The sequence below is a fragment of the Pseudonocardia hierapolitana genome (genome assembly GCF_007994075.1).
Taxonomy (GTDB): Bacteria; Actinomycetota; Actinomycetes; order Mycobacteriales; family Pseudonocardiaceae; genus Pseudonocardia; species Pseudonocardia hierapolitana.
Map to the genome: position 1 here is coordinate 2,050,725 of NZ_VIWU01000001.1, position 17,606 is coordinate 2,068,330.

The following is a 17,606-nucleotide window of genomic DNA, read 5'->3' on the forward strand; positions in this document are numbered from 1 at the left end:
TGTGCGGCCGCTCACCAGGTCAACGCAACTCCTCTGATGTGTGAGCAGCCAGACGTCCGATGTCTAGGGCGCGGCGGGTGACCTCGCGGAGCGGGAGATCCAGAGCCGCGGCGGCCGCCGCCAGATCGTCGTGTTCAGGCTTGACCCCCCAGGGGCCGTGCTTGAGCCGGATCGCATGCCCCTCGACGTCCACGGTGGTGGTGCGCCGGGGCAGGGCGGCACGGTCGACGGGTGTGCGGCGCAGGCCGAGGCTGCCGGTCTCCGCCAGCACGATCCGCTCGCAGCCCGCCGCGCGCTCGGGGGCCACCAGCACGTGGACGGTGTGGGCCGGCCTGCCCTTCTTCATCACGATCGGCGAGAGCCACGCGTCCGCGGCGCCGGCGTCGAGCAGGCGCCCGACGAGGTGGCCGAGCACCTCCCCGGTGACGTCGTCGACGTTCGTCTCGAGCAGCAGCATCCGTTCAATGCGACCGGCGGCAGCACCGAGCAGCGCCTGGAGCACGTTGGCACGGCCGGCCGGGTCGCGGCCGCCTGCGCCGTAGCCGACGCCCTGCAGCGTCATCGCGGGGAGCGGGCCGAACCGCGCGCCCGTCGCGACCAGCAGCGCCGCACCGGTGGGCGTCACCGTCTCACCCTCGCCCGCCCCGACGACCGGCGCGCCGGCCCGCGCCAGCAGCGCCGCGGTGGCAGGCGCGGGCACCGGCAGCACCCCGTGCCGGGTGGCGACGGTGCCGGAGCCCAAGGTCAGCGGCCCGCAGTGCACCTCGTCCACTCCGAGCAGGTCGAGCGCGGCGGCCACACCGACCGTGTCGACGACGGTGTCGTGCCCGCCGATCTCGTGCAGGTGCACCCGAGCGGGGTCGATGCCGTGGATCCCGGCCTCCACCTCGGCGATCTCGCGCACGGCGCGTGCCGCGACCGGCACGTCGGCCACGCGTGCGAGCAGCTCCGCCGCGTGCCGCTCGGTGGCGGTGTCGGTGACGTCGACGACGGCACGGGTGGCGCCGATCCCGCCGCGCGTCACGCGCTCGGCACGCAGCTCCCATCCGTCCAGCCCCGTGCGCGCCACCGCGGCCCGCACCCCTTCGAGGGGTGCGCCGAGGTCGAGCAGCGCGCCCAGCAGCATGTCGCCGGAGATCCCGCTGAACGGGTTGAGCCAGAGGATCAACGGACGGCTCGCTGTGCCGTTGTCCCCAGGGCCATCCGGTGGGCCGCGATCGCCGCCCCGAAGCCGGAGTCGATGTTCACGACCACCACCCCCGCCGCGCAGGAGCTGAGCATCGCGAGCAGCGGCGTGACGCCCTCGAACACCGCGCCGTACCCGACGGACGTGGGCACCGCGATGACCGGGCACCCGACCAGCCCGCCGACCACGCTCGGCAGCGCGCCCTCCATGCCGGCCACGCAGATCACGGCGTCGGCCGCCGCGAGCCTCTCCTTCTCGGCGAGCAGCCGGTGCACGCCGGCCACCCCGACGTCGCGCACCTCGTCGACCTGCAGCCCGATCGCCGTGGCGACGGCCGCCGCCTCGGCCGCCACCGGCCAGTCGGACGTGCCCGCCGACGCCACCACCACCCGGAACGGCCGCGGCGCCGCGGGCCGCCAGACCAGCAGCCGGGCCACCGGGTCGTAGGCACCACCCTCGACGGCGGCGCCCACCTCGGCGGCGGCCCCGTCTTCGATGCGGCTGACCAGCACCGGACCGTCGTTGCCCGCGAGCAGCGATCGCACCACGCCCACGATCTGATCGACCGTCTTCCCCGGCCCGTACACGACCTCGGGAAGGCCGAGCCGTGCCTCCCGGCCGGTGTCGGGCCGCGCGTACCCGAGATCCTCGAAGGCAGCGCTCGATCGCCTCCGCTCCGCTCCGGCGTGCTCGCGGGCCCTCGAGGCGCCCGGCAGCTCATGCTCAGCCGTCATCGGGAGGTCGGCATTCCGAGCAGCACGTTCATCCGCCCGCTCGCGAAGCCCTGCATGTCGAGCGCGCAGAACTCGAAACCCGCCCCACGAACGGCCCGGTCCAGCTCGGAACGCAGGTCAGCGGCCCGGGGCACGTCCTCGCCCGGCACCTCGACGCGCGCCACCGATCCCCCACCGTGGGCGCGCACCCGGCAGACGTCGAAGCCGAGCGCCCGCACCGCCTCCTCGGCCAGCTCGATGCGGTGCAGCACCTCCGGCGTGACCGGGTCGCCGTAGGCCACGCGCGAGGAGAGGCATGCGGCGGCCGGTTTCTCGGCGGTGGCGAGGCCGAGTGCGGCGCTGACGCGGCGCACGTCGGACTTGCCGAAGCCGGCATCGAGCAGTGGCGCGATCGCCCCGCGCGCGACGGCGGCGGCCTGGCCGGGCCGGTGGTCGCCGAGATCGTCGGTGTTGGTGCCGAGTGCGATCCGCGCCCCGGACAGGGCAGCGAGCGGGGCGAGCGCGTCGAAGAGCGCGGACTTGCAGTGGTAGCAGCGGTCCCCGCCGTTGGCGACGTACTCGGGCCGGTCGAGCTCGTCGGTCGCCACCTCCACGTGGGCGATCCCGTGGGCGGTGGCGAACGCCCGCGCGGCCGCCCGCTCGCTGCGCGGCAGGCTCGCCGACACCGCCGTGACGGCCACGGCCCGCTCTCCGAGCTCCTGCGCGGCGACGGCTGCCACGAGCGCCGAGTCGACCCCGCCGGAGTAGGCGACCAGCAGCCGCGGCTCGGCGCGCACCCGCTCCCGAAGAGCCGCCAGCTTCACCTCATCAGACGTCTGGGACACGACCGCACTCTAAGCGGGTGACACGCCGAATCGCACTGGGAGCGCGAGGTAGGGTCGGCCGTCCGAGGCGGAGGTGAGAGATGGACGAATCGATCCAGCCCTGCCCGGAATTCCTGGAAATCGCCATGAGCCGGCCGTACCCGGACACCGCCGTCCTCACCGTGCGCGGCGAGATCGACACGCTCACCGCGCCCGCGTTCACCGCCGCCACCGAGGATCTGCTCACCACATCGGGCGAGATTCTCGTGATGGACCTCACGAAGGTGCGGTTCCTCGCCTCCAGCGGCCTGGCCGTGCTGATCACCGCGGCACACCGGGCCGAGGACCGCGGCACGCGGTTGCGGCTGGTCATCACCAGTCGCGCGGTACGCCGCCCCCTCGAGATCACGGGCACCGCGGTGCTGTTCGACCTGTACTCCGACGTGGAGTCCGCGTACGGGGGGCGCGATTGAACCGGCAACGACCAGGTAGCAAGATGAAGCCGCCGGTGCGGTGACCGCACCCGACTGACCGGAAGGAGACCCGGCAGCGTGTCCGACCTGGACTCCCCAACGCCCGCCGACGCACTCGACGGGGCATCGACCGTGGAGGTCCGGACGTCGGCGAGTGCCGCGCTGATCCCGACGATCCGCGCGGTCGCCTCCGACCTGGCCGCACGGGCCGACTTCGACCTCGACGCCATCTCCGACCTGCGGATGGCCGTGGACGAGGCCTGCGCAACGCTCGTCGACGTCGCCGCGCCCACCTCGTGGCTGCGCTGCACGTTCCTGGTGCGCCCTGAGCGCATCGAGGTACACGCGCAGGTGCAGACGAAGCACTCCGATGCGGTGGTCTCCACCGACACCTTCGGCTGGCGCGTGCTGCAGACCCTCGCCGACGACGTCACCGTCCACCACGACGCCGGCCGCGACGACGTCGGGCCCACCGTGGGCATCCGGTTGGACAAGCGCTCCGGCGACGTGATGCGGTGACCCGAGCAGATCCCGAGTACGGCCACCTCTCGCCCCTCCTCGAACGCTACGCCGCCCTCCCGGCCGATCACCCCGACCGGGAGAAGCTGCGGGACGAGCTCGTGCGGGGGTTCCTCCCGGTGGCCCAGCACATCGCTCGCCGCTTCTCCAACCGCGGCGAGCCCCTCGACGACCTCGTGCAGGTCGCCACCGTCGGTCTGATCAACGCGATCGACCGCTACGCCCCCGACCGCGGCAGCGACTTCTTCTCGTTCGCCGTGCCCACCATCAGCGGCGAGGTCCGGCGCCACTTCCGCGACCTCGGCTGGTCGATGCGCGTGCCGCGGCGGCTCAAGGACCTGCACGTCTCGATCAACGGCGCGGTGTCCGAGCTGTCGCAGAGCCTCGGCCGCGCGCCGAAACCCACCGAGATCGCCGAGCGGCTCGGGGTGCCCGTCTCCGAGGTGCTGGAGGGCCTGGAGGCCTCCGAGGCGTACCGCAGCTCGTCGCTGGACGAGATGCTCTCCTCGGAGCAGGGCAGTGCCACCGTCGGCGAGCTGGTGGGCGAGGCCGACGCCGAGCTCGACCGCGTCGACTTCCGGCAGGCGTTGCGCCCCGTGCTCGCCGAGCTGGCCGAACGGGAGCGCACGATCGTGCTGCTGCGCTTCTTCGGCAACATGACCCAGACCCAGATCGCCGACCGCGTCGGCATCTCCCAGATGCACGTGTCCCGGCTCCTCGCCCAGACCCTGGACCGGCTGCGCACCCGGCTGGACCCCGAGACCCGCGTCGGCTGAGCGCTGCGACAGAATCCCGGCGAGGGGGAACACATCATGACCGGTCAGCCGGAACACGTTGTGATCGTCGGGGCCGGGCTGGGCGGACTGCGCACGGCACAGCAGCTGCGCTCCGCCGGGCTGCAGGGCCGGATCAGCCTCGTCGGTGCCGAGTCGCACCTGCCCTACGACCGGCCGCCGCTGTCCAAGCAGGTGCTCACCGGCGAGTGGCACCCGGAGCGCACCGGGCTCGCCGAGCCCGACACGTTCGACGAGCTCGGCGTGCGCACCCACCTCGGCAACCCGGCCGTCGCCCTGCGCCCCGGCGACCGCGGTCACGAGCTGGAACTTGCCGACGGGGCCGCGCTGCACGGCGACGCCATCGTCATCGCCACCGGCCTGGTCGCGCGGGAGCTCCCCGACCAGCCCGCGCACGTGCACACCCTGCGCACCCTCGACGACGCACTCGCCCTGCGGGCCACGCTGGAGACGGCGTCGTCGCTGCTCGTCGTCGGCGCCGGGTTCATCGGCGCCGAGGTGGCGAGCTCAGCCCGAACCCGCGGCATCGCCGTCACGGTCGTCGAGGCGCTCGACGTGCCCGCCGCCCACGCGCTCGGCCCGCACGTGGGTCCCGTGGCGGGGCGGCTGCTCACCGAGGGCGGCGTCGCGCTGCACACCGGCGCCAAGATCACCCGATTCGGGGACGCACCCGACGGGGTCGCGGTCGAGCTCGCCGACGGCAGGCGAATCGGCGCGGAGGCCGCCGTCGTCGGGATCGGCGGCGTGGCACGCCTGGACTGGCTGGCCGGCCTCGGCCTCGACACCTCCGGCGGCCTCGCGTGCGGACCCACGGGGCGGGTGCACGGCCTGGAGGGCGTCTGGGCCGTCGGCGACGTCGCGTCGTGGGACGACCCGGCGACCGGCGGGCGGTACCGCCACGAGCACTGGACGAGCGCGGGCGACCAGGCCACCATCGCGGCACGGGACGTACTGGGCGCCCCACCCCCGCAGGCCGCGGTGCCCTACTGCTGGTCCGACCAGTTCGGGCTCAAGATCCAGATCCTGGGCCGCCCCGAGCTGGGCGACGAGGTCGTGCAGCTGCACGGCGCCGGGCTCGACAGCGGCCCCGTGCGCGGCACCGTGGCGGCGTACGTCGCGGGCGACCGGGTGGTGGCGGTGGCCGGCTTCGGCGCCGCCCGCCTGGTGGCGCGCTACCGGCCCCTGGTGGCGGCGGGCGCCCCGCTGTCGGAGGCGCGCGCCACCGCGGCCGCGCTCTCCTGAGCCGCGCCCAGCGTCAGCGGAAGAGCTTGCGGAGCAGGGCGAACACGAGCAGGGCGCCGATGGCCATCAGGCCGTAGCGGATCCGCGGGTCGGCGAGGCGGTGCTGCACGCTCTCCTTCCCGGCATCCACCAGGTGCTTCGGGTGGGCCCGCTCCGAGAGCTCGTCGAGGCTGACCGCGAGCGCGTCCCTCGCCTGCTCGATCTCGCGCTGGATGGTGTCCGGGTCGCGGGGCACGACGCCTCCTGGTGCTGGGGTGGACTTCTCTTGCGGAGGGTGCCACCGTAGATCAGCGGCTGGGGTGTCAGTATCGCGGCATGACCACCCGTTTGGCTCCCGGCGACACGGCTCCCGACTTCACCCTTCCCGACGCGGACGGCAAGCCCGTGTCCCTGTCGGACCACCGCGGCCGCCGGGTGATCGTCTACTTCTACCCAGCCGCGAGCACGCCCGGCTGCACGAAGCAGGCCTGCGACTTCCGCGACAACCTCGCCGAGCTGGGCGACGCCGGCCTCGACGTCATCGGGATCTCACCGGACAAGCAGGCGAAGCTCGCGAAGTTCCGCGACGCGGAGGGCCTGACGTTCACGCTGCTCTCCGACGTCGACAAGGAGGTGCTCACGGCCTGGGGCGCCTTCGGCGAGAAGAAGATGTACGGCAAGACGGTCACCGGCGTCATCCGGTCGACGTTCGTGGTCGACCCGGACGGGAAGATCGAGCAGGCGTTCTACAACGTCCGCGCCACCGGGCACGTCGCGAAGCTGCGCAAGGACCTCGCGGTCTGACACTCAGGTCCTGGTCCGCATCGCCTCCCGCACGACCTCGGCGACCGAGGGGGCCAGGGCCGCCTCCCGGAGGAGCCGTGCAACATCCCGGGCCTCCGCCGTGTCCGGGTGGGTGGCGCCGAGCCTGCGGGACAGGCTCCCGACGTTCCGCTCGGCGATGATGCCGGCCTCCTCGAAGCGGCCGAGGCGTGCGAGGACGAAGATCAGCGCGCGGCGCCGTGTGACCGTCCTCGGATGGTCGAACCCGGGGAACAGCTCGTCGTACTCCACCATCTCGCGGACGAGTGGGGCGAGCGCCTCCAGTCGGCCGGCCCGCAGGTGCCGCCGGGCGCGGACGGACAGGCTGACGACCTGAACGGCGGCGATGCCGACCTGCACGCACCCGTAGGCGAACCCCCCGGCGACGGTGGCGAGGACGACGGCGAACGTGATCGGGTCTGCGCCGACGGCCTCCAACGCCTTCATCCCCAGGCCCATCACGCCGACGCCGAGCCCGAGCCCGAGCAGCCCACCGACGGTGTTCTCGATCGTCCTTCGCGCCCGCTCCCCCATCTCGCCCTCCCCCCTCGTGTCGCCCATCGATGGGGACGACCCGCTGGGGGCGGCCGAGGTTGGGGTGCTACCCGAGGATCTCGGCGATTCCCGGGAGCTGCGCGCGGTAGCCGTCGAGGAGTCGCTGCGCCACGCCCACCGAGTCGACGAGCGGGTGCTGCGCGAACGCGCGCAGCGCCAGCACGTCCGACCCGGTGACGGCAGCTTCGATGGTGTCCTGCTCCACTGCCTTGACCTGCTGCAACAGGCCCAGCATCGCGCCGGGCAGGGGGGCGGTGGCCAGCGGCGTGACGCCGTGCGCGCCCACCAGGCAGGGCACCTCCACCACCGCCTCGGCAGGCAGCCCGGGCACGGCTGCGCCGTTGCGGACGTCGAGGATCATCGTGCGGGGCTCGCCGCCGGACAGCGCCGCCATCAGCTCGAGCGCCACCTGCTGGTAGCCACCGCCTGCGACGTCCTCGGCCGCGCGTTCGCCCGCGCCGCTCGCCTCCCGGCTCTCGGCCATGTAGCTGGCGTCGCGCTCGGCGCGCGCCCGCGTCCAGCGCTCCAGGGCGCGGGCCGGGTCGGCGGCGGCGTCGGCGTAGAACCGCTCCTGCTGGGCGAGCAGGTACTCCCCGCGCGTGCTCTCGGCGCCGCCGATCGCCGCGACCGCCTCGCGGGTGCGGTAGAAGTAGTAGAGGTACTCGTTGGGCAGCGCCCCGATGGCGCGCACCCAGTCGGCACCCACGAGCCGCGCCTCCTCGATGGACGCGAGCGCGGCGTCGTCGGCCAGCAGGTCGGGCAGCCGGTCCGCCCCGTCCACCCGCAGGCCCCGCAGCCAGCCCAGGTGGTTGAGCCCCACGTACTCGACCACCGGCTCGGGGCCCACGTCGAAACCGAGCCCGGTCAGCGCCCGCGCGGCCCGCTGCGCGAGCCCGATCGGCGAGTCGCAGATGCCCACCACGCGCTCGCCGAGCACGCGCTGCATGGCCTCGGTGATCATGCCGGCGGGGTTGGTGAAGTTGATGACCCACGCATCCGGCGCCACGGCGGCCACCCGCTCGGCGACGCGCAGCGCGACCGGCACCGTCCGCAGGCCGTACGCGATCCCGCCCGGACCGGTGGTCTCCTGGCCCAGCACACCGCACGACAGCGCCACCCGCTCGTCCACGGTGCGGCCGGCGAGCCCGTCCACCCGTATCGCGGAGAACACGAACCGGGCGCCGGCCAGTGCGTCGTCCAGGTCGGTGGTGGCACGCACCGCAGGACCGCCCCCGACCTGCTCGAGAACGGCCTGGATCGCCGCGAGCCGCCCGGGCGCGACGTCGTGCAGGACCACTTCGCTGATCGGGGACGAGTCCCCGAGTGCCCGGTAGACCAGCGGCACCCGGAACCCGCCACCGCCGAGGATCGTGAGTTTCACGCGAGCCGGATCTCCGTCCCGGCCGCGGCGCAGGCGGCGAGTGTGGCGGCGTCGGCGCCCTCGTTGGTGACGATCACGTCGACCTGCTCGGGCCCGCACACGGTGAGCAGCCCCGTGCCGGGGAACTTGCCGCGGTCGGCCACCACCACCGTCTGCTCGGCCGCCTCGATCATCGCGCGCTTGACCGGCACCTCGACGAGCGTGGAGTCGCGCACCTCGCCATCCCGGGAGATGCCGCTCGTGCCGAGGAAGAGCCGGTGGGCGCGCACCTCACGCAGCGCCTGCTCGGTGAGCATCCCGACGAGCGAGTGGTAGTTGCGGCGCAGGATGCCGCCGAGCACGAGCAGCTCGACGGCCGGGTCGTCGCGCAGCTCGTCGACGACCGCGAGGCTGCTCGTGATCACCGTGATCCGCTTGCCCCGCAGCGCCCTCGCCAGCCGTGCGGTTGTGGTGCCGATGTCGATCAGCACCACCTCGCCGTCACCGACGAACTCGGCCGCCGCGCGCGCGACGCATTCCTTGTCGCCAGCGGCCACGGTGGCGACCTGCGCGAACGGCACCGGGTCGTCGTCCGGGACGGACCCTGCACCACCCCGGACGCGGCGCAGCGCACCGTCGGCGTCGAGCGACTGCAGGTCGCGCCGGATCGTCGACGGGCTCACCCCGAGGTTCTCGGCCAGCGCCTCCACCGAGACCACGCCCGAGGACCGCACCAGGCGGAGGATCTCCCCGTGACGCGTCGCCGGAAGCACGGCCACAAGGTAACGCAGGAACGCGCAGACGAACAGTCATGAGTGCGCAGTCAGCGTCACGGCTGCGCAAAATCGCGCACAAACGGTTGCCATGTGCGCACCTCACCGGCACTATCCCGGCAGGCGAGCCGACGAACAGGTGGTGACACGTGACCAGCGCGATCGTGGAGACCCCGCACGAGCCAGTGTGGTGGGATCCCCTCGCCGACCTTCGCGACGCCGACTCCCCCGCCGTCGACGTCTTCATGTCCGGCACCGTGTTCCTCGACATCGTCTTCACCGGCCTGCCGTCGCCCCCCGCCGCAGGCACCGAGGTGTGGGCGGCGGGCATGGCCTCCTGCCCCGGCGGGATCGCCAACCTCGCGGTCGCGACCGCCCGGCTGGGCCTGCGCACGAGCCTCGCCGCGGGCTTCGGCGACGACGTCTACGCCGACTTCCTCTGGCAGACCCTCGCCGAGCAGGAGCGCGTGGACCTGTCCCGGTCCCGGCGCTTCGCGGAGTGGCACTCCCCCGTCACCGTCTCGATGGCGGTGCAGCGCGACCGCAGCATGGTCACCCACGGCCACGAGCTGCCCATCAGCGCCGACGAGCTGATCGGTACGCCGCCGCGCTGCCGGGCCGTGATCACCAGCATCGGCGAGGGCGCAGGCGTCCCCGTCCTCCCGTCGTGGGTGGCGCGGTCCCGGCAGGATGGCGCCCTCGTGTTCGCCGACGCGGGCTGGGACCCCACCGGCACGTGGGATCCGGCCCTGCTGCGCACGCTCGCGGGCTGCGACGCGTTCATGCCCAACGCGGTCGAGGCCATGCACTACACCCGCACCGACACCCCGAAGGCCGCGCTGCGCACGCTCGCCGAGCACGTCCCGCTCGCCGTCGTCACGCTGGGCGGCGAGGGTGCCATCGCGATCGACGGCGTCACCGGCGAGACGGCGGAGGTGCCCGCGCTCCCCGTGGACGCGCTCGACCCCACCGGGGCCGGTGACGTCTTCGGGGCGGCGCTCGTGCTCGGCACCATCGCCGGCTGGCCCCTCGAACACCGCCTGCGGTTCGCCGGGGTCTCCGCCGCGCTCGCCGTCCACGAGTTCGGCGGCTCGCTCGCCGCACCGGGCTGGGGTGACATCGGCGACTGGTGGCGCCGCACCCGCGCCTGCGCCGCCGAGGGCAACCCCGCGTCCGTCGAGCTCGCCGGCCGCTACGGGTTCCTCGAGGACCTCGTGCCCCGCACGCACGTCTGCGGGGTGCGGCGGGCCGCCGCCACCATCGCCCGCCACTCCGACGTCACCCGCCCCTGAGGAGCCCCCATGACCAGCCGTCCCGCACGTACTCGTCGCGCCGCCGTCGCCGCGCTCGTCGGGGCGCTGGGGCTGCTCGCCGCGTGCACGCCGGGATCGGAGAACGCGGCCGCTCCGCCACCCACCGACCGCGCCGTGCAGACCGACATCGCCTCGCTGGGGCCGGTCACGCTCACCGTCTGGGACCAGGAGGTCCGCGGCGGCCAGAACGAGCAGATGGAGCGGCTCAACGCCGCGTTCCAGCAGCAGTACCCGAACGTCACGATCAAGCGCGACTCGCGCTCGTTCGACGACCTCGCCACCACGCTGCGCCTGGCCCTGTCCGGCAACGACGCGCCGGACGTCGTGCAGGCCAACAACGGCCGCGCGGACATGGGTGCGTTCGTGGCGGCAGGCGAGCTGCTGCCGCTGGAGCCGTGGTCGCGGGCCTACGGCTGGGACCAGCGCTACCCGGACTCGGTGCGGCAGTACGTGAGCTACACCCCCGACGGCAAGGTGTTCGGCGAGGGCGAGATGTACGGGCTGCCGCAGGTCGGTGAGGTCGTCGGCATCTACTACAACCCCGCGGAGCTGCAGCGGCTCGGCATCGCCGTCCCCACGACGTGGGAGGAGTTCGAGGCAGCGCTCGCCGCCGTCAAGGCCGGCGGGGCCACCCCGCTCGCGCTGGGCAACGTCGAGAGCTGGCCCGCCCTGCACGTGTTCGGCACGGTGCAGGACCAGCTCGTGCCGGCCGACCAGATCACCGACCTCGCGTTCGGCCGCGCGGGGGCCTCCTGGACCACCCCCGAGAACACCCAGGCGGCGCAACGCGTGGCCGACTGGGCCCGCGCCGGGTACTTCAACGAGGGCGTCAACGGCATCGACGACAACCAGGCGTGGCAGGCGTTCTCCCGGGGCGAGGCGGTGTTCCTCATCGGCGGCTCCTGGTACGCCGCCGACCTGGAGGCGGCCATGGGCCAGAACGTCCGGTTCATGCCGCCCCCGCCGCCCGCGGGCCGTCCCGTCTCGGCCACCGGGGGCACCGGGCTGCCCTTCGCCATCACCAGCGCCAGTGACGCACCCGACGCCGCCGCGGCCTACCTCGACTTCATCACCAGCTCGGACGCGATGCGGGTGCTCACCGAGACCGGCAACCTGCCCGTCGTCGACACCGCGGCGCAGACCCCGCCCGCCGGGCTCTCACAGGACGTCTTCGCCGCGTTCGCGGCCGTCGCCGACGACGGCCAGCTGCTGCCGTACCTCGACTACGCCACCCCGACCATGGGCGACACGATGGGCGCGGCGCTGCAGGACCTGCTCTCCGGCGCGCAGCCGCCCGAGGCCGTCCTCTCCACGGTGGAGGCCGACTACGCCGCTTTCGTCAACCGATGACGCCTGCCGACGAGAATGGCTGACACGCTCCTCGCCGGGCCGACCACCACCGCCCCGGCCCGCCGCGGGCACCTCGGGCCCTCGCCGTGGCACGCGCTGGCCTACGTGGCGCCCGCACTGGTCGTGTACGCGGCGTTCGTGCTCTACCCCCTCGGCCGGGCCGTGCACCTGTCGCTCTTCGACTGGGACGGGCTCACGCTCGCCACGTTCGTCGGCCTGGACAACTACCTCGACGTCGTCACCGACGGCGACCTGCGCGCGGCGTTCGGGCACGCGCTCGTCCTGATCGTGTTCTTCGCGCTCCTGCCCACAGCGATCGGGCTCGTGCTGGCCACGCTGCTCACCCGCGCGCGGGTTCGCGGTCTGCCGTTCTTCCGCACCGTCGTGTTCCTGCCGCAGGTGATCGCCATGGTGGTGGTCGGCGTCGCGTGGCGGCAGCTCTACGCCCCAGACGGCTCGGTCAACGACCTGCTCGGCATCGTCGGGCTCGGCGGGGTCGCCCGGGCGTGGCTCGGCGACCCCACGTTCGCGTTGCCCGCCGTCGGCGTGATCGGCACCTGGGTGCAGACCGGGCTCGTCACCGTGCTGCTCATGGCCGGGATCAGCCGCATACCCGACCAGCTGTACGAGGCCGCCCGCCTGGACGGCGCGGGCCCGGTGCGGGAGTTCTTCGCGATCACGCTGCCGTCGGTGCGCGCCGAGCTCGCCGTCGCGCTGACGCTCACCGTGATCGCCGCGCTCAAGACGTTCGACCTGATCTACATCACCACCGGCGGCGGGCCGGGCAACCGCACGTCGGTGCCCTCGTACGAGGTCTACAACCGGGCGTTCCGGCTGGGTGAGGTGGGCTCGGCGGCGGCCGTCGGCGTCACGCTCACCGTGATCATCTTCGCGATCAACCTCGCGGTGGCCCGGATCGGCGAGCGCCGATGATCTCCCACACCGAGCGGTCCGCCAACTACGCGATCCTGCTGCTCTTCGCCGCGATCGCGCTGTGGCCGATCCTCACGATCCTCGGCACCGCCCTCGGCCCCGACGACGCCGGGGGCACGGGCGGTCTCGCCAACTTCCCGGCTGCCTGGGAGGAGGGCCGGTTCGGGAGCTCGATGCTCACCAGCATCGCCGTCTCGGGCTTCGTCGTGGCCGTGGCAGGCGTGCTGTCGATCCTGGCGGGCTACGCGTTCGGGACCATGCGCGTCCCCGGCGCCGCGGTCCTCTTCCCGCTGTTCCTGCTCGGGCTCATGGTGCCCACCGAGGTCATCGTCGTCCCGCTGTACTTCGACCTGCGCACCTTCGGGCTCACCAACACGTTCTGGGGCATCGCCCTGCCGCAGGTGGCCCAGTCGGTCGCCTTCGGCACGTTCTGGATGCGGGCCTACTTCCGGTCCCGCCCGCAGTCGCTCATCGAGGCCGGCCGCCTCGACGGCGCGGGCTCGTGGCGCATCCTCTGGCAGATCCTGGTGCCGCCGGGCCGTCCCGCGATCGTGACGATGGTGGTGCTGACGTTCATGTGGACCTGGAACGAGTTCCTCATCCCGCTGGTCATGGCCACCGACGAGAGCCTGCGCACCGCACCGCTCGGACTCGCGTTCTTCCAGGGGCAGCACACGTCCGGCCTCACGCTGCTCGCGGCCGGGGCGGTGATCGTCGCCGCGCCGGTCGTGGTGGTGTACCTCTTCCTCCAGCGCCATTTCATCCGGGGCATGCTTGAGGGCGCCGTGCGGGAGTGAGTCGAGGGGGTTTTCGTGGCGACCGACGACGACGTGCGCCGGATCGCGCTCGCGCTACCGGGGGTCGAGGAGATCCCCAGCGAGGGCTTCGACTTCCGCGTCGGGAACAAGGGGTTCGTGTGGTCCTATCCGGAGCGCGTGCCCGGGCGGAGGCGGGAGATCCGCACCGACGTCGCCGTGCTGTACGTCGGCGACGAGGCCGAGAAGCAGGCGCTGCTCCTCGGAGAGCCCGAGCTGTTCTTCACCCACCCCACCTACGACGGCCTGCCGCTGGTGATGGTGTGGCTCGACAGGGTCGGACCGGAACGGTTGGAGGAACTGATCCTCGACGCCTGGCGCATGCGCGCTCCGGCCGAGCTCGCCGACCCCTTGGTCTAGCACTGCTTGTGGACAACTCGCGATCTTCGATGCTGCTTGCGAACACCTGTTCGATAGCGTCGGGATCATGCCCCGGGCGCGGAGTTGGACGGACGAGCAGCTGACAGCTGCTGTGGCGGCGAGCCGGACCCTCAGCGAGGTCTGCCGCCGGCTCGGCCTTCGGCCCGGCAAGTACGACATGCTCCGACGGCACATCGCCCGCCTCGGGCTGGATGCGTCGCACATCCCGCTTTCCGCCGGGGGTGTGCGCCGACACCGGCGCTCCTGGTCGTTGGAGGATCTCGCGGAGGCCGTGGCGGCGAGCGACTCCGTGTCCGAGGTGAGCCGGCGCCTGGGATACACGCCGAACGGTGGCGTACATCGCATGATCGTTGGCCACATCCGGTCGTCAGGCTTCGACACATCGCACTTCACCGGCACTCGATGGGCACGAGGTCGGTGACGTCCGAAGATCCCGTTGGAGGAGATCCTCGTCCGAGGCTCCACGTACAGCGGCAACTCGAACCTGCGCAGGCCCCTCATCGAGGCAGGGCTGCTTGCGCCCAAGTGCGCCGAGTGCGACCTCACCAGATGGCGGGGTCAACTGCTGCCCCTGCATCTTGATCACACAATGGCGACCACACCGACAACCGCCTGGAGAACCTCCGTATCCTGTGCCCGAACTGCCACGCCATCACCGATACGTGGTGCGGGCGGAACAGGAAGCCGGCGTACTCCAATCGGCAGAGAGGCGGCGCTTAGAACGCCGACAGTGTGGGTTCGAATCCCATCGCCGGCACTTCCGCTACGGGGCCCGGCCCACGTCAGTCCGCGGGGTCGGGCAGAACCTGGCCGGTCGGTGCCGGCCGCCGGGCCGCGATCAGCGCACCCGTGAGCCCAACGAGGCCCGAGGTCACCGAGACCAGCAGCATCGCCGGGTGCGGGTTGCCGCCCACCGCGGCGTCGCCGAGGATCACGATCCCGATCGTCCCGGGCAGGACCCCCAGCACCGTACCCAGCAGGTAGGGCGCGAAGCGCACACCCGAGAGCGCCGAGGCGTAGTTCATCGCCGAGAACGGCACGGCCGGGATCAGCCGCAGCGACACCATCGCGAGCAGGCCGTTGCGGTCCAGCCGGGCGCGTACCCACGTCATGACGCGATGGTCGGTGTGCCGGCGAACGAACCGGCCGCCCAGCAGCTTGACCAGCCAGAACGCGACGGTCGCAGCGAGCGAGGTGCCCACCACCGCGAGGATCACGCCACCGATCCCGCCGAACAGCACCCCCGCCGCCACCGTGAACACCGTGCGCGGGATCGGCGTGACCGTGACCATGCCCTGCAGCAGCACGAACAGCAGCGGGGCCCACAGGCCCGCCGCCTGCACGGCGGTGCGGACGTCCAGCAGGTCCGTGCCGGTCCGGAACAGCAGGAACGCGAGCACGGCGACCACGAGCACACCAATGCCCACGGCGGCGATCCGTCCCCAGCTCACCCGACCGAAGGTACCGGCGTCCGGGAGCGGCGGGTCGGGAAGGGTGGTGCTCGACACCGCCCGTTCACCTTCGCGGCGGCTACGGTGCGGGACGTGACCACGGAGCAGCCCACCCTCGACCTCGACCCCGACGGCCTCGCCGTGCGCCGCGAGGTGCTCGGGGCGAAGCACGTCGACGCCGCCATCGCCCGCGCCGACGCCGTCACGGCCGACTTCCAGGAGCTGATCACCCGGTACGCGTGGGGCGGCATCTGGACCCGCCCCGGCCTCGACCGGCGGATGCGCAGCGCCATCACGCTCACCGCGCTCGTCGCGCACGGCCACTACGCCGAGTTGGAGATGCACCTGCGGGCGGCTCTGCGCAACGGCCTCACCCGCGAGGAGATCGTCGAGGTGCTGCTGCAGAGCGCGATCTACTGCGGCGTCCCCGCCGCCAACTCCGCCTTCGCCGTCGCCCGCCGAGTCCTGGCCGAACCCGACCCCACGGACTGACGACCCCACGGACTGACACTGCGGCGCCGCCGGACTCGCCGCGCCGAGACGCAGGACTCGCCGTGCCAGAACGCACGACTCACCGTGTCGAAACGCAAGACTCGCCTGGGTTGTCCCGCAACCTGTCGCGAGTCTTGCGTCCGAGCACGGCGAGTCCGACGCCCTGCCACGGCGAGTCCGACGTTCCGGCACGGCGAGTCCGACGCCCTGCCATGGCGAGCCCGACGTTCCGGCACGGCGAGTCCGACGTCGTACCGCGGCGAGTCCGGCGCGCGGTGCTGGTCAGGTCAGGGCGTGCAGGTGGGGCAGGAGGGCGCGCATGGCGCGGCCGCGGTGGGAGGCGGCGTCCTTCTCCTCCGGGCTGAGCTCGGCGGAGGTGCGCTCCTCGCCGTCGGGCACGAAGATCGGGTCGTAGCCGAAGCCGCCGGTGCCGCGCGGCGCCCGCACGATCCGGCCCGACCACTCCCCGTGCACCACCGTCTCCGGCCCGCCCGGCACCACCAGCGCCGCCGCGCACACGAACGCGCCGCGCCGCCGCTCGTCCGGCACGTCGGCGAGCTGGCCGAGGAGGAGCTCGAGGTTGGCGAGGTCGTCGCCGTGCCGGCCGCACCAGCGCGCCGACAGCACACCGGGCATCCCGTTCAGCGCCTCGACGGCGAGGCCCGAGTCGTCCGCCACGGACGGCAGGCCGGAAGCCGCCGCCGCGTCCCGCGCCTTGGCGAGGGCGTTCTCCGCGAAGGTGGCGCCGGTCTCGGGCGCCTCCGGGAAGTCCGGCACGTCGGCGAGCCCGAGCACCTCGAAGGGTCCGTCGGCGAGCATCCGGCGCAGCTCGGCGAGCTTGCCGACGTTGCGGGTGGCGAGCAGTACCTTCACGAGCGCCCCGGCAGGTCACGCGGGTAGGGCTGCGCCAGCACCTCGGCCTGCAGGTCCGACAGCTTCCGGATGCCTGCCAGCGCGATGTCGAGCATCGAGTCGAGCGTGCTGCGGGTGAAGGTGGCGCCCTCGCCGGTGCTCTGCACCTCGATGAGGGTGCCCGTGTCAGTGGCGACGACGTTCGCGTCGACCTCGGCGCGGGAGTCCTCCTCGTACGGCAGGTCGAGCCGCACGCGCCCGTCCACCACACCGACGCTGACGGCGGCGACCTGGCACGACAGCGGCTTCGGATCGGCGAGCGCACCCTGCGCGCCGAGCCAGGTCACCGCGTCGGCGAGCGCCACGTAGGCACCGGTGATCGCCGCGGTGCGGGTGCCGCCGTCGGCCTGGATGACGTCGCAGTCGAGGGCAATGGTGTTCTCGCCGAGCGCGGCGAGGTCGATGCAGGCACGCAGCGAGCGGCCGATCAGCCTGCTGATCTCGTGCGTGCGCCCGCCGATGCGCCCCCGCACCGACTCGCGGTCGCTGCGGGTGTTCGTGGCCGACGGCAGCATCGCGTACTCCGCGGTGAGCCAGCCCAGACCCGATCCCTTGCGCCAGCGCGGTACGCCCTCCGTGACGCTCGCCGCGCACAGCACCTTCGTGTCCCCGAACTCGACGAGCACCGAACCCGCCGGATGCTTCTGGAAACCCCGGGTGATGGTCACCGGGCGGAGGTCGTCGTCCGTCCTGCCGTCTGCGCGCGTCACGGGGCCACC

At 73.1% G+C, this 17,606-nt stretch carries 21 protein-coding genes and 1 tRNA gene; 12 read left to right on the forward strand and 10 right to left on the reverse strand.

The window, feature by feature from the left end; all coding sequences use genetic code 11:
• Window positions 1–19: 19 nt before the first annotated feature.
• From larC to larE, 3 genes are read right to left on the reverse strand one after another with little or no spacing between them, the layout of a single operon-like run.
• The gene (gene larC / locus FHX44_RS09620; RefSeq protein ID WP_147255163.1) at window positions 20–1,168 is read right to left on the reverse strand and encodes a nickel pincer cofactor biosynthesis protein LarC; all 1,149 of its coding nucleotides are present in this window, start codon (window positions 1,166–1,168) and stop codon (window positions 20–22) included.
• Window positions 1,165–1,920 (reverse strand): nickel pincer cofactor biosynthesis protein LarB, encoded by a 756-nt coding sequence (gene larB, locus FHX44_RS09625; RefSeq protein ID WP_147255164.1) that lies wholly within the window; start codon window positions 1,918–1,920, stop codon window positions 1,165–1,167. The genes larC and larB overlap by 4 nt, the downstream gene beginning before the upstream one ends.
• Window positions 1,917–2,744 carry an ATP-dependent sacrificial sulfur transferase LarE gene (gene larE / locus FHX44_RS09630; RefSeq protein WP_147255165.1) on the reverse strand — a complete coding sequence of 276 codons (828 nt, stop codon included), beginning with the start codon at window positions 2,742–2,744 and terminating at the stop codon, window positions 1,917–1,919. The genes larB and larE overlap by 4 nt, the downstream gene beginning before the upstream one ends.
• Before the next feature lie 80 nt (window positions 2,745–2,824).
• Here larE and FHX44_RS09635 point away from each other — a divergent pair, with 80 nt between their 5' ends.
• The 4 genes from FHX44_RS09635 to FHX44_RS09650 all read left to right on the forward strand — a co-directional run bounded on the left by FHX44_RS09635 (window position 2,825) and on the right by FHX44_RS09650 (window position 5,751).
• A complete protein-coding gene (locus FHX44_RS09635; RefSeq protein WP_147255166.1) occupies window positions 2,825–3,196 on the forward strand; it encodes an STAS domain-containing protein in 372 nt (123 codons plus the stop codon).
• Between the two features lie 78 nt (window positions 3,197–3,274).
• On the forward strand, window positions 3,275–3,715 hold the full coding sequence (locus tag FHX44_RS09640) for an ATP-binding protein (protein WP_147255167.1): 441 nt from the start codon (window positions 3,275–3,277) through the stop codon (window positions 3,713–3,715).
• Window positions 3,712–4,491 (forward strand): SigB/SigF/SigG family RNA polymerase sigma factor, encoded by a 780-nt coding sequence (locus FHX44_RS09645; protein ID WP_147255168.1) that lies wholly within the window; start codon window positions 3,712–3,714, stop codon window positions 4,489–4,491. The genes FHX44_RS09640 and FHX44_RS09645 overlap by 4 nt, the downstream gene beginning before the upstream one ends.
• A 36-nt stretch (window positions 4,492–4,527) precedes the next feature.
• Window positions 4,528–5,751, forward strand: coding sequence for an NAD(P)/FAD-dependent oxidoreductase (locus FHX44_RS09650; protein WP_147255169.1), 1,224 nt, complete (start codon window positions 4,528–4,530; stop codon window positions 5,749–5,751).
• 13 nt (window positions 5,752–5,764) lie between these two features.
• Here FHX44_RS09650 and FHX44_RS09655 read toward each other — a convergent pair whose 3' ends face one another.
• Complete coding sequence (locus FHX44_RS09655; RefSeq protein ID WP_147255170.1) at window positions 5,765–5,986, reverse strand: DUF3618 domain-containing protein; 222 nt, start codon at window positions 5,984–5,986, stop codon at window positions 5,765–5,767.
• Between the two features lie 80 nt (window positions 5,987–6,066).
• Here FHX44_RS09655 and bcp point away from each other — a divergent pair, with 80 nt between their 5' ends.
• Complete coding sequence (gene bcp / locus FHX44_RS09660; protein WP_147255171.1) at window positions 6,067–6,534, forward strand: thioredoxin-dependent thiol peroxidase; 468 nt, start codon at window positions 6,067–6,069, stop codon at window positions 6,532–6,534.
• Between the two features lie 3 nt (window positions 6,535–6,537).
• Here the strand turns inward: bcp and FHX44_RS09665 are convergent, their stop codons facing one another.
• From FHX44_RS09665 to FHX44_RS09675, 3 genes are read right to left on the reverse strand one after another with little or no spacing between them, the layout of a single operon-like run.
• Window positions 6,538–7,113, reverse strand: coding sequence for a hypothetical protein (locus FHX44_RS09665; protein WP_147255172.1), 576 nt, complete (start codon window positions 7,111–7,113; stop codon window positions 6,538–6,540).
• Window positions 7,114–7,153: 40 nt separating this feature from the next.
• Complete coding sequence (locus tag FHX44_RS09670; RefSeq protein WP_147255173.1) at window positions 7,154–8,488, reverse strand: 6-phospho-beta-glucosidase; 1,335 nt, start codon at window positions 8,486–8,488, stop codon at window positions 7,154–7,156.
• Complete coding sequence (locus FHX44_RS09675; protein WP_147255174.1) at window positions 8,485–9,240, reverse strand: DeoR/GlpR family DNA-binding transcription regulator; 756 nt, start codon at window positions 9,238–9,240, stop codon at window positions 8,485–8,487. Before FHX44_RS09675 ends, FHX44_RS09670 begins: the two co-directional genes overlap by 4 nt.
• A 245-nt stretch (window positions 9,241–9,485) precedes the next feature.
• Between FHX44_RS09675 and FHX44_RS09680 the strand changes: the two genes are divergently transcribed.
• The 6 genes from FHX44_RS09680 (at window position 9,486) to FHX44_RS09705 (ending at window position 14,789) form a co-directional block, all read left to right on the forward strand.
• On the forward strand, window positions 9,486–10,532 hold the full coding sequence (locus tag FHX44_RS09680; protein ID WP_147261041.1) for a carbohydrate kinase family protein: 1,047 nt from the start codon (window positions 9,486–9,488) through the stop codon (window positions 10,530–10,532).
• A gap of 9 nt (window positions 10,533–10,541) precedes the next feature.
• A complete protein-coding gene (locus FHX44_RS09685; protein WP_147255175.1) occupies window positions 10,542–11,903 on the forward strand; it encodes an extracellular solute-binding protein in 1,362 nt (453 codons plus the stop codon).
• Window positions 11,904–11,918: 15 nt separating this feature from the next.
• Window positions 11,919–12,836, forward strand: coding sequence for a carbohydrate ABC transporter permease (locus FHX44_RS09690; protein WP_147255176.1), 918 nt, complete (start codon window positions 11,919–11,921; stop codon window positions 12,834–12,836).
• Window positions 12,833–13,633 carry a carbohydrate ABC transporter permease gene (locus tag FHX44_RS09695; protein WP_147255177.1) on the forward strand — a complete coding sequence of 267 codons (801 nt, stop codon included), beginning with the start codon at window positions 12,833–12,835 and terminating at the stop codon, window positions 13,631–13,633. Before FHX44_RS09690 ends, FHX44_RS09695 begins: the two co-directional genes overlap by 4 nt.
• A 15-nt stretch (window positions 13,634–13,648) precedes the next feature.
• Entirely contained in the window at window positions 13,649–14,011 is a 363-nt protein-coding gene (locus tag FHX44_RS09700) for an MmcQ/YjbR family DNA-binding protein (RefSeq protein ID WP_147255178.1), read from the forward strand.
• Window positions 14,012–14,715: 704 nt separating this feature from the next.
• Window positions 14,716–14,789, forward strand: a tRNA-Leu gene (locus tag FHX44_RS09705).
• 25 nt (window positions 14,790–14,814) lie between these two features.
• Here FHX44_RS09705 and FHX44_RS09710 read toward each other — a convergent pair.
• Window positions 14,815–15,540, reverse strand: a complete 726-nt coding sequence (locus FHX44_RS09710) for a TVP38/TMEM64 family protein (RefSeq protein ID WP_246170288.1) — start codon at window positions 15,538–15,540, stop codon at window positions 14,815–14,817.
• A 36-nt stretch (window positions 15,541–15,576) separates the two neighbouring features.
• Here FHX44_RS09710 and pcaC point away from each other — a divergent pair, with 36 nt between their 5' ends.
• Window positions 15,577–15,975 carry a 4-carboxymuconolactone decarboxylase gene (gene pcaC / locus FHX44_RS09715; RefSeq protein ID WP_147255179.1) on the forward strand — a complete coding sequence of 133 codons (399 nt, stop codon included), beginning with the start codon at window positions 15,577–15,579 and terminating at the stop codon, window positions 15,973–15,975.
• Window positions 15,976–16,257: 282 nt separating this feature from the next.
• Here the strand turns inward: pcaC and rdgB are convergent, their stop codons facing one another.
• Together rdgB and rph are read right to left on the reverse strand one after the other, a co-directional pair.
• On the reverse strand, window positions 16,258–16,848 hold the full coding sequence (gene rdgB, locus FHX44_RS09720) for an RdgB/HAM1 family non-canonical purine NTP pyrophosphatase (protein WP_147255180.1): 591 nt from the start codon (window positions 16,846–16,848) through the stop codon (window positions 16,258–16,260).
• A complete protein-coding gene (rph, locus tag FHX44_RS09725; RefSeq protein ID WP_147255181.1) occupies window positions 16,845–17,597 on the reverse strand; it encodes a ribonuclease PH in 753 nt (250 codons plus the stop codon). Before rph ends, rdgB begins: the two co-directional genes overlap by 4 nt.
• Between the last annotated feature and the right edge of the window lie 9 nt (window positions 17,598–17,606).

Bases quoted from the DNA above. Each gene is read 5' to 3' on its own strand.
- FHX44_RS09665 (WP_147255172.1), bottom strand. From the start codon at position 7,113: ATGGGCGACACGAGGGGGGAGGGCGAGATGGGGGAGCGGGCGCGAAGG.
- FHX44_RS09650 (WP_147255169.1), top strand. From the start codon at position 4,528: ATGACCGGTCAGCCGGAACACGTTGTGATCGTCGGGGCCGGGCTGGGC.
- larB (WP_147255164.1), bottom strand. From the start codon at position 1,920: ATGACGGCTGAGCATGAGCTGCCGGGCGCCTCGAGGGCCCGCGAGCAC.
- FHX44_RS09680 (WP_147261041.1), top strand. From the start codon at position 9,486: ATGTCCGGCACCGTGTTCCTCGACATCGTCTTCACCGGCCTGCCGTCG.
- bcp (WP_147255171.1), top strand. From the start codon at position 6,067: ATGACCACCCGTTTGGCTCCCGGCGACACGGCTCCCGACTTCACCCTT.
- FHX44_RS09635 (WP_147255166.1), top strand. From the start codon at position 2,825: ATGGACGAATCGATCCAGCCCTGCCCGGAATTCCTGGAAATCGCCATG.
- FHX44_RS09690 (WP_147255176.1), top strand. From the start codon at position 11,919: ATGGCTGACACGCTCCTCGCCGGGCCGACCACCACCGCCCCGGCCCGC.
- FHX44_RS09695 (WP_147255177.1), top strand. From the start codon at position 12,833: ATGATCTCCCACACCGAGCGGTCCGCCAACTACGCGATCCTGCTGCTC.
- FHX44_RS09685 (WP_147255175.1), top strand. From the start codon at position 10,542: ATGACCAGCCGTCCCGCACGTACTCGTCGCGCCGCCGTCGCCGCGCTC.